The following is an 8,816-nucleotide window of genomic DNA, read 5'->3' as shown; positions in this document are numbered from 1 at the left end:
AACGTCGGATGACTACTCGATTCTCTAAACGGATTAATGGACAATATCGAACCGTAGCTACTCTGTTTGCCATGTATGGTCGTGATGTGTTAACCGATAACGTTTCAAAGACGTATAAGTTATTGCATATCATGTACCACGGATATTTCCCAGACTTTATTCAGCGTGTTATCAAACACAAAGTTGATGTAAGTCGTATGGAGTGGGATGATGTTATCAAGGAGGTAACAGGTGAACACGGTCCGCTTAAACGTATTAAGTAAGTTCCCTGATTTAAACGTACCCCAGTTGTTTGCTGAGGTAAAAATAACCCAAGATGGGTTACTTTGGAGATATAGCGGTAATGTTGAGACTTCGATGTCAGCTGTTGAGTTTATACAGCTACAGAAGGAAATGTCTGAGTGCATCCACTCGACGCAAGACATCAAAAGAGTTAGCAGTTGGCAAAACTCGAAAGGTACGTCTACCATAATGGTTGATGCTTATAGCGGCAAGATAAGGATTACTAGCCGCAAGTTTCAACGTGGTAAAGCCATAGTGGACAATATTGCAATCATAAGACAGAAAGGGATGGAGTGATGAAAAATCCACCAACATTTGAACAAATGATGGATATGGTTACTTTAGTAACAGTCTATAAACGTAACCGTGTCGCATATTCTGAAGCAGCTAAGCTACTGAAGATTAGCCGTTCTAAATTTAACTACTGGACTCAGGCTACATTCGGCATGACCGGTGGCCGATTAGTGACCGACCTGTCTACTGGGTACCCGCCTAAGCCGCTGCATGCAATGCACTTTGAGTCGTATGCTTCTTTAACTGTAGCGGGCAAGCACGCTTATGCTGGGGCTATTGCAGCACACTACGGTGAGACATCTTCAAGTAGATCACCGGAAATCGGTGATGTAGTAATTATCACCAAAGAAGATTATGTACTACTGCATATTGATACTGTAGTGCCTGGCCGTAAAGCAATCGTTAAAGTACCGATTATTAAAAAGCAAGGGTTACTGGTGCCTGTTGGTTCTAACAATGCTTTGTTACAGGAGTCTGGTTTACTCCAATGGGATATTTTAGATAAGTTACTGGAGGGATTTAAGAAATGAAAGACATTAATAACTTACACACCATGATCGCTAACATGATGTATGGTCACGACGATTGCCTGCAGATGCGCATGATTAGCAACTGGGCAAAAGTGCGTTTCGGTGTCCCTATCGATACAGTATGTCGCATGATTCGTGCTGGGGAGACCCCACCTCTTAAATTCACCAACAAAGCCGTTGGGTTCTATAAGGTGAACGAGGATATTCGTGAAGCCATCCTGGACGCCATTAAGCGTTACTGCGATTTCGAAAATCCGGCAGAAGATGTGATTATCCATCCGGTAGTTATGTCCAATGACAGCGGTAACTTCGTGTATATCGTAGACCACAAACATCGCCCTGGTTACACTACTACCGGTCAACTCAGTTGCCTGTATAACATGGGGCCAGAAACCAAAGTGGACTACCGGCTACTGAACGTATTTAACTACGTCCCGGATATGTATATCGAACATGCTATCCAACAACTGATTTTGGATTTGCGTCGTCTTCAGGGGGAAAAACCGAATGTGGAAGCTTAATGTATTCAAATTAGTGGTAGGTGATGCCCTCACAGATAACATCACTTCAGATATTCGGGGCTATATGTCCCGTTATCCAATCGATCGTGGTGAGCAATTCGAAGAATGGTCTAAAACACTATTCGGCTTAACACTGGATGAGCTTTACACACGACTGACAAATTTCGAGCATGTGAAACCTCTGGATTTGACTATCGTAAAAGCATATCGCCCTACTGATTTGTTACTGGCGCACACGAACTATTCAGCAGCGTTCGTTATCGAACTAACCGGCGGCATCTTTGCATACGCTGTCGATAAGTTCAATGTGACCCCAGTCACACGCCAGTATAACAAAGCTGATATCTGCGGTGAAGAGATTCCTGTCAGTAGTGATCTCCGCTTATACTTCAGTATGTTCTATCGTAAACATCTGACAGCTGAAATTGTAAAGCATCTGACTGAAATCTCCGGCCTCAACATAGCCTGTGATGAGACGTTGCAGTGTCTCCAGTTTAACGAGCAATTTGCCAAAGACAGCAATAACCTCGTTATGTGTATTAATATCCGTACAGTTAACTTCAAGAGATGGTATACTGCTGCAGGATACGATGCAGCATATGTCGACTGTTGCGATAAGTTCAACGCAAGTAATCTGGATATACCTATATCACAGGTTGATGGCTATCACGTATTAACTCCTGTTGGTCGTGATTATGTTATGCGCGTGTTGAAAAAGAACTTCAACACGTTCGTAGATGGCCTCACTATTTCGTCTAACGTGCTTGTGTACAATAAGCTAAGTATGCTTATGCGTATTCGAACTGCGGAAGGTAATTGGGTTACTATTGTGATGCATACCAATACCCCAATGTATAAGACTTACAACGAGATGCGCGATGCGTTACCAGACGAGACAACTGATTGTTGGTCAGGTACGTTCGTGGCAGCTGCACGAGTGGAGTAATTGAAATGATACACCATGCTGTATTGATGGCAACAGTCGTTAATAGAATGAAACTCAATGCTACATTGAAGTTTCCAATTACAGCGTTAGAGGTTTGTGGTTCTGTATACAACTACGACCGTCTAAGAGACTGGGCTAAAGAACACTTCGGTATTTCAGCCAAGCGGATGGCAAAGCTGTTGATTGCAGGCACTGTTCCGCAATGTAAGAACACCACGGTGCTGGTTAACTTCGTTGAAATCGGTGCGGTTTTACGTGGGTTGGTAATCGCTACAATTGCAGACTGCTATAATATCAATAAGGCATCGGTAGAGTTGTCTAAAGTAGCGATGTTGTGTAGTGATGGCAACGTATACTTACAAGCTACCTCCACTAACAATGGTGTTACTGGTGCAGTTAACTATATGTTTGCACTGGATGATCACAAGGTTACTGTTCTGCCGCATAATACCCAAGCGTACGACTGTTCTGATTTGGCTCGCCGTGATGCCATGATGCAAATCTTAAAGGATGTAAAGAAATGATTCACCTCATTGTAGCAGTATCTGAAAATGGTGTAATTGGTAAAGATGGTGAATTGCCGTGGGTTATCCCTAGCGATATGAAACGTTTCCGTGAATTGACACTTGGTAACACTGTCATCATGGGTAGCAATACATTTCGTTCTATTGGGCGTGCTTTGCCTAACCGTCAGAACATTGTGTTAACTCGCGGTCGTTTACGGATAGACACCGATGCAGTATGGTGTCACAACTTAGAAGAGGCACTTGCGAAAGCCGAAACTTCTGAGATCTTTATCATCGGCGGCGCAGAGCTGTATAAGGAAGCACTACCTTATATCGACCGTGCACACGTTACAGTGGTTCATACCACTTGTGAAGGTGATACGTATTTCGATATCAGCCAGTTCAAGAAAGATAACTGGAAGGATGTTAAAACCACCTGTACACAGCGTGAAAAAGATGAATTCAATTTTACGTTCCATACTTACATGCGCGAACGTTCAAAAATGGATGTCGTTACGCTAGCTGCACTGCTGCATAATGAAATCCTGGACCCATCCGAATATGTAAACCCGTATTTGTCACGTGCATGCATGACACACTACGGTTTCCCGCTCAAAGCATTGCTGTTGCGTATTCACAGAAGTGGTAAAGTGCCTGACCACGTAACAGAGCCATTGCCTGTGCGCCCGGTTAAGCTACCTAAAGAACTACGACAAGGTTACGGTGTGTCTTACCCTAACCATAAGGTAAGTAACTCTGGTTATCTGCTGTCTGACGGCTCTGTCAATATTGCTATTCAGGACAAAGAAGGTCGTAAGAACATTCATAACGTGCAGGGCGTTAACCTGAAAAACCTGGAAGACGGTAAAGTATGTAAGGATGTATTCGAACATACCTTTAACAGTAATGCCTATTTGGCACATCGCGTTATTGAGCGTGCGATTGAAATCTATCGCGCACGACACATCTCCGACTTAGTAATGGGATAATATGGATATTAAGACTATCAGTTCTTTCGTCTGCCTGGGTGCTGCAATCCTAGGCTTCTTTGAAGTCATCCGCGTACATCGCAGAGTGTGTGCTTTGCGTGAAGAAAATGTTCAGCTCCGCAAGCGTCAGCAACGTCTCAAAGATTCACTTAAAGAATCTGAGAACAACCTAGTTAGTCTACATGGCTGCGCTGCGACTCTGTGCGCTAAGCTGGAGGCGGTTAAGAATGATCAGCATACTCGAAGTAATAATCGTACTTAGTGTCGCTATGGGCTTATTCGGTTCTATTGGATTTCTGGTACATCGTGCGTTAGTGGCTAGATACAAGCTAACTATCAGTGACCAGAAGTCTAGAATCAAAGCATTGGAGAAACGTGTTAGATGATGTATTGCGTATATTACCTCGAGACAACTCGAGCTATCATATATACAATTGCAATACTTATCTTATCTACTGTAGGCGCCATTGAATTATGGCGCTTAAAGAGTACTAAGATTTGTTTTGCTTTTCTTGCTACGTCGCTGATTTCACTAGGTGCAGTTATTGCAATGATCTACTATCTGGTGAAAGCAGTAAACTATGGATTAACGGGGATGTGTAGCTGATGGGTGTATTACCTGTTTTGTTCTTTATCATTATTGTTATCGGTGGTCTGTTGGCCATCGTATCATCCCGTGTGTTCGTAACACGTAATGAGTTAAAAGAGCGTGAGATTACTCGGGTGCGCATTAACAACATGCGTCGTGGCTTACGTCGAGAGGATCGCTAAAATGGCAGAATGGTGGCCTGGAGAAACAAACAAATACCCTGAACCAGAAGAACCGCAAGAGTACCCTGGCTACGGTGGTTTCCAAGATACGGGAGAGTTATAATGTTAATACTTATCGGCTTATGCATAGGCTTCAGTTTATGTTGTTTGTTCTCAAGAATACTCATGACTAACTCAACGTCACTCGTTGAGTTGTTCTTTGGGTACTTGTTTGTTGCATTCGCATTTGTAATACTGGTTACAATCGTACTGACACGCATTGATGCGTGGCTACCTGTAATAATGAAAGGGATAAGTTAAGATGGATGAAGTAATGTTAGTTATGTTAACTATTGGCGTTGGCTTAATGGTTACGTTTGCACTGTGGCAACATCGTCTTCGTATTGTAGCAGAAACACGGTTAGCTGAAACGCGTAAACACCTAATCGCATCGATTGGTCAAACTACTACCCTGTTAGAACAGGCACGTGGCGAGAACCCAACTGCTAAGAAATTCACCATCGAATCAGATATTGAGTGCTATCTGTTATCGAACGATGATAACCCATCGACTATTGTATATAAACCAATCTCTAACTTCGATGTTCTATGTCGGTATCATAAGGTTAATGAATGGAAACGATGATCGTATCATTAGTGCTAGCGTTCATCTCTGCGCTAGTTGTTGCAGTAGTTATCTTATCTAAGAAACTAAACAACTGCAATGCCGTTATCGTAGATCTCTGTAAGAAGAACAGAGACTTGGAGATGCAGGTCTGTGACTTGACTACCAAGCGAATTACGTCTTATTGGAAGGGTGAACGATGCAAGCCGAGGTTTACACCATCTGCTTAATGCTATATATAGTGTTGGTTTACATGGTATGCTTTAAGCTACTGGGGATCACAAACATGTTTATCCATGTGTTGATTCTTTCATTAGTGTTTCCATTTATGTACGCCGGTATCCCATACCTGGACCGTTTAGCAGAACTACTCGTTCTATATTTTGGATAAAAGTTATGTACAGTTATGCAGTCGTGATTCACAAACCGGATGTTAGCCCTAGTGCAGCATTAGATCATCTGTTTCGCAGATACCAGCACATCGTTACAGCCAGAGACCGTTACTGTGTCAAAATGGGTAAATTTACCTGCGTTACATTCGAACGTTATTTGACACCATATCGTTCTTCTTTATCATATGCATTTGCTGGCTATAAGGCAGATATGTTTGGGAATGGCTTTAACTCCATCCGACATGCTATGAGTATCGGCGATACTATGGAAGATGCGCATGCACGTATGCATATCACAACCACGTTCCGTAAGCTGACTGGCTCCATTTATCAAGAGAACGGTATCATCGGTACTGATACACCAGATGCAGAAGCTGAAGCGTTCTTAAAAGATCTGGTTAGTTGGGCATGGCGCTGCGTACCTACACCAGAAGCAGAGCGTGTTAGTAGACCACGCTGGATTGTCGCTACTGCTAGTGCAGAGATTGGGTATATAGCAGACTATATCCGCGACACAGAGTGTTTTGACTTTAATGTCCCGGGTAGTTCGTTCAGAAACCTGTACTATGCTAGCCCGTGTGACCATCGTCAGATTCTGGTAGTAGGTAACTCTACTGATTGTCGGGAGTTCATGCGCTTCGCTACAATTAGTCAGCAAGAAGAAGTCTCCGGTGGCATTATGTATCACTTAGAAGATGATACTGCAAGTAACATGTTATCGTACATGGCAATAATGGAACGCCATTACGACTTGTCAAAATGATACTATATTGCAGGGGTCCCTTATGGGACTCCTTATTTTTTTTTTGTTTGTTTTAGTGGGATAATTTACAGGAGTGTGTTTAAGATGGGAAGACAATCGGAGTGTATCAGGAATGTTTAGTTTTATCAATAGTGCAGTAACTACTGGTGTTGAATATATCAACATGGTATCAGGTGGCAATCAGTTCGTAGGCGGTGTATTAACGGCAACCGTGTTAGCAGGACTAGCATGGGTGTTCAGGGATATGCCTCGTAGTATGCTGAACTGGGCACAAAAGCAAACTATAACCACTATCAGTATCACAAACTTAGGTAATGAACGTACCACCTTTAACCGAATTGCTAATGACGTTGGTGAGAACGGTTTCCGTGGATTATCCCGTACTCTTAAAGTAGACTGCTTTGAGAGCTACAATAACGAGACCGGCTGGGTTGAATACAACGATATCAACGTTGGTTATGGTCGTCACTATCGTATCTATAAACGTCGTTTATTAATCGTCGACCGTGCAATGTTCAAGGAGAACAATGGCGATGTGATTAAAGAAACAATCGACGTTACATTACTGGGGCGTAATCGTCAGATTCTGCATGACTACGTACAGGCGTTATTGCCAAAACCATCTCGACGTGTACGTACTCTGAAATATGCTGGTCAGGGACGCTGGGATAAAGATAGAGAGATCGTAGGCAATGGCTTAGTAGACCTTGCCCTCGACCCAAGTGTTGAATCACTAATCCGTCGTGAGATGGATAGCTTCGTAAATAGCCGTGAGATTTACGAGCGTTTAGGTTTACCGTATAAATTGTCAGTAATCTTACATGGTTTACCGGGTTCAGGTAAAACATCACTGATTCGTGCTATCGCTAAAGAGTACGGATTCAATATCGGTTCTCTTAACATGAACGATATTAGCGATGAGCATTTGGTAAATGCGTTAACTGCTGTTCCGAAACGTACAATTATCTTAATGGAAGACTTTGATAGTTGTGCTGGCATCAATTCAGTAGTTAAGAAAACTGACGATGGCAAAAAAGATGAAGAAGATCCAGTCAAATCACTGATGTCCGCTATTACATCAGTATCGCGTTCTGGATTCTTGAATGCGTTGGATGGTGTCGTACCATTGAATGATGTTATGATTATCATGACTACGAACCACATCGACCGTATTGATGATGCAGTTAAGCGTGCTGGTCGCACTGACTTGATGATTGACTTACCACCTGTTTCACCTGAAGCAATTCGCGTACACTTCACGCGTCTGTATCCTGAGTTAGCTAACTGGGACATCGAATGGGGTGTATTACCGGGTTGTGTAATCAACAAAGTTAAGCGATTAGCGCTGAACGATACTGATAAGTGTCGTGAGTTGTTGGAGTTCTACTTTGCTAACCCTGAAGTTGCTGAAGAAGAGCAACGTGGTGGTGTAGAGCGTCTAGAAGAGATGCGTAAGTACACTGAAGCGTTAGCTAGACAGGGCAAAGCAGGTGAAGCGGATAAGAAACACCGTAAAGAACTCGAGTCCCCTGAATGTGATTCTGTAGCGTCAGATTTCTAGGAGTAATTATGGTACCGTATAATGAAGTAGTATTGCGCGAAGCTTTTAACTTACTTGGCCTTACATTCGAAGAAGATATGGATACTTCGATAGACCATGCTATGGCTTTAGTAGTCGTAGCTGTAGAAGCTAATCAGCGCGGTAATGTGTATGACACAATGACTGCTCTGGTTAACCGTGGACCGTTGAATGCTGGCGATATCCCGTCTAAAGCTGGATTAGCATTCGCTATGGAACGTGGTTTGGCTATCGATTGCGTAGCTGGCGGTGTTCCAGATATGTATGTACTTACTGGCTATGGACACAAAATCCTTAAGCTAATGCGATTACTATAACATGGAGCGAGGGCTAGTCAACTAGCCCTCCGTAACCCTATGACGTTAATGATTAACTTTTCTCAAGTAAACAAAAAACTGTTTGCTGGGCCTTCTAACGGCAGACTATATAAACCTTCGTGTTCAAACCATAGTCATATTGATATCGTGTTCAACAGTGACCAAGTGGTCACTAGTAGTTTCTTCTATGGCTTATTAGAAGACGTATTGAAACGTAATCCTGATGTATCTATAACAGTTACAGGTGGACAGTTAAATGTTCGCTGTGAACTATCGCGCGCAATACGTCGATATAAGGATAATTGAAACATATATTATCCTA

11 protein-coding genes are annotated in these 8,816 nt (G+C 42.7%); all 11 read left to right on the top strand.

Annotated elements, in window-relative coordinates; genetic code table 11:
* A partial coding sequence (locus ACRDDY_RS00715) for a hypothetical protein (RefSeq protein WP_438563049.1) occupies positions 1-263 on the top strand: 263 nt, incomplete at its 5' end.
* A gap of 315 nt (positions 264-578) precedes the next feature.
* Positions 579-1,106 carry a hypothetical protein gene (locus ACRDDY_RS00710; protein WP_438563048.1) on the top strand — a complete coding sequence of 176 codons (528 nt, stop codon included), beginning with the start codon at positions 579-581 and terminating at the stop codon, positions 1,104-1,106.
* A complete protein-coding gene (locus ACRDDY_RS00705) occupies positions 1,103-1,627 on the top strand; it encodes a hypothetical protein (protein ID WP_438563047.1) in 525 nt (174 codons plus the stop codon). Before ACRDDY_RS00710 ends, ACRDDY_RS00705 begins: the two co-directional genes overlap by 4 nt.
* Complete coding sequence (locus tag ACRDDY_RS00700) at positions 1,614-2,573, top strand: hypothetical protein (protein ID WP_438563046.1); 960 nt, start codon at positions 1,614-1,616, stop codon at positions 2,571-2,573. The genes ACRDDY_RS00705 and ACRDDY_RS00700 overlap by 14 nt, the downstream gene beginning before the upstream one ends.
* Before the next feature lie 5 nt (positions 2,574-2,578).
* Positions 2,579-3,097 carry a hypothetical protein gene (locus tag ACRDDY_RS00695; RefSeq protein WP_438563045.1) on the top strand — a complete coding sequence of 173 codons (519 nt, stop codon included), beginning with the start codon at positions 2,579-2,581 and terminating at the stop codon, positions 3,095-3,097.
* Entirely contained in the window at positions 3,094-4,068 is a 975-nt protein-coding gene (locus tag ACRDDY_RS00690; protein WP_438563044.1) for a dihydrofolate reductase, read from the top strand. The genes ACRDDY_RS00695 and ACRDDY_RS00690 overlap by 4 nt, the downstream gene beginning before the upstream one ends.
* A gap of 606 nt (positions 4,069-4,674) precedes the next feature.
* Positions 4,675-4,839: a hypothetical protein gene (locus tag ACRDDY_RS00685; protein WP_438563043.1), complete on the top strand. Its 165-nt coding sequence runs from the start codon at positions 4,675-4,677 to the stop codon at positions 4,837-4,839.
* Between the two features lie 301 nt (positions 4,840-5,140).
* Positions 5,141-5,464, top strand: coding sequence for a hypothetical protein (locus tag ACRDDY_RS00680; protein WP_438563042.1), 324 nt, complete (start codon positions 5,141-5,143; stop codon positions 5,462-5,464).
* A 375-nt stretch (positions 5,465-5,839) separates the two neighbouring features.
* Entirely contained in the window at positions 5,840-6,598 is a 759-nt protein-coding gene (locus ACRDDY_RS00675; protein ID WP_438563041.1) for a hypothetical protein, read from the top strand.
* Between the two features lie 112 nt (positions 6,599-6,710).
* A complete protein-coding gene (locus ACRDDY_RS00670; RefSeq protein ID WP_438563040.1) occupies positions 6,711-8,159 on the top strand; it encodes an AAA family ATPase in 1,449 nt (482 codons plus the stop codon).
* A gap of 8 nt (positions 8,160-8,167) precedes the next feature.
* Positions 8,168-8,494, top strand: coding sequence for a hypothetical protein (locus ACRDDY_RS00665; protein WP_438563039.1), 327 nt, complete (start codon positions 8,168-8,170; stop codon positions 8,492-8,494).
* The last annotated feature ends 322 nt before the right edge of the window (positions 8,495-8,816 follow it).

The organism is Clostridium sp., assembly GCF_051656525.1.
Classification (GTDB): Bacteria; Bacillota; Clostridia; order Clostridiales; family Clostridiaceae; genus Clostridium.
The sequence above is the reverse complement of the archived record's forward strand: the minus strand, read 5'-3'. Positions and strand labels throughout refer to the sequence as shown.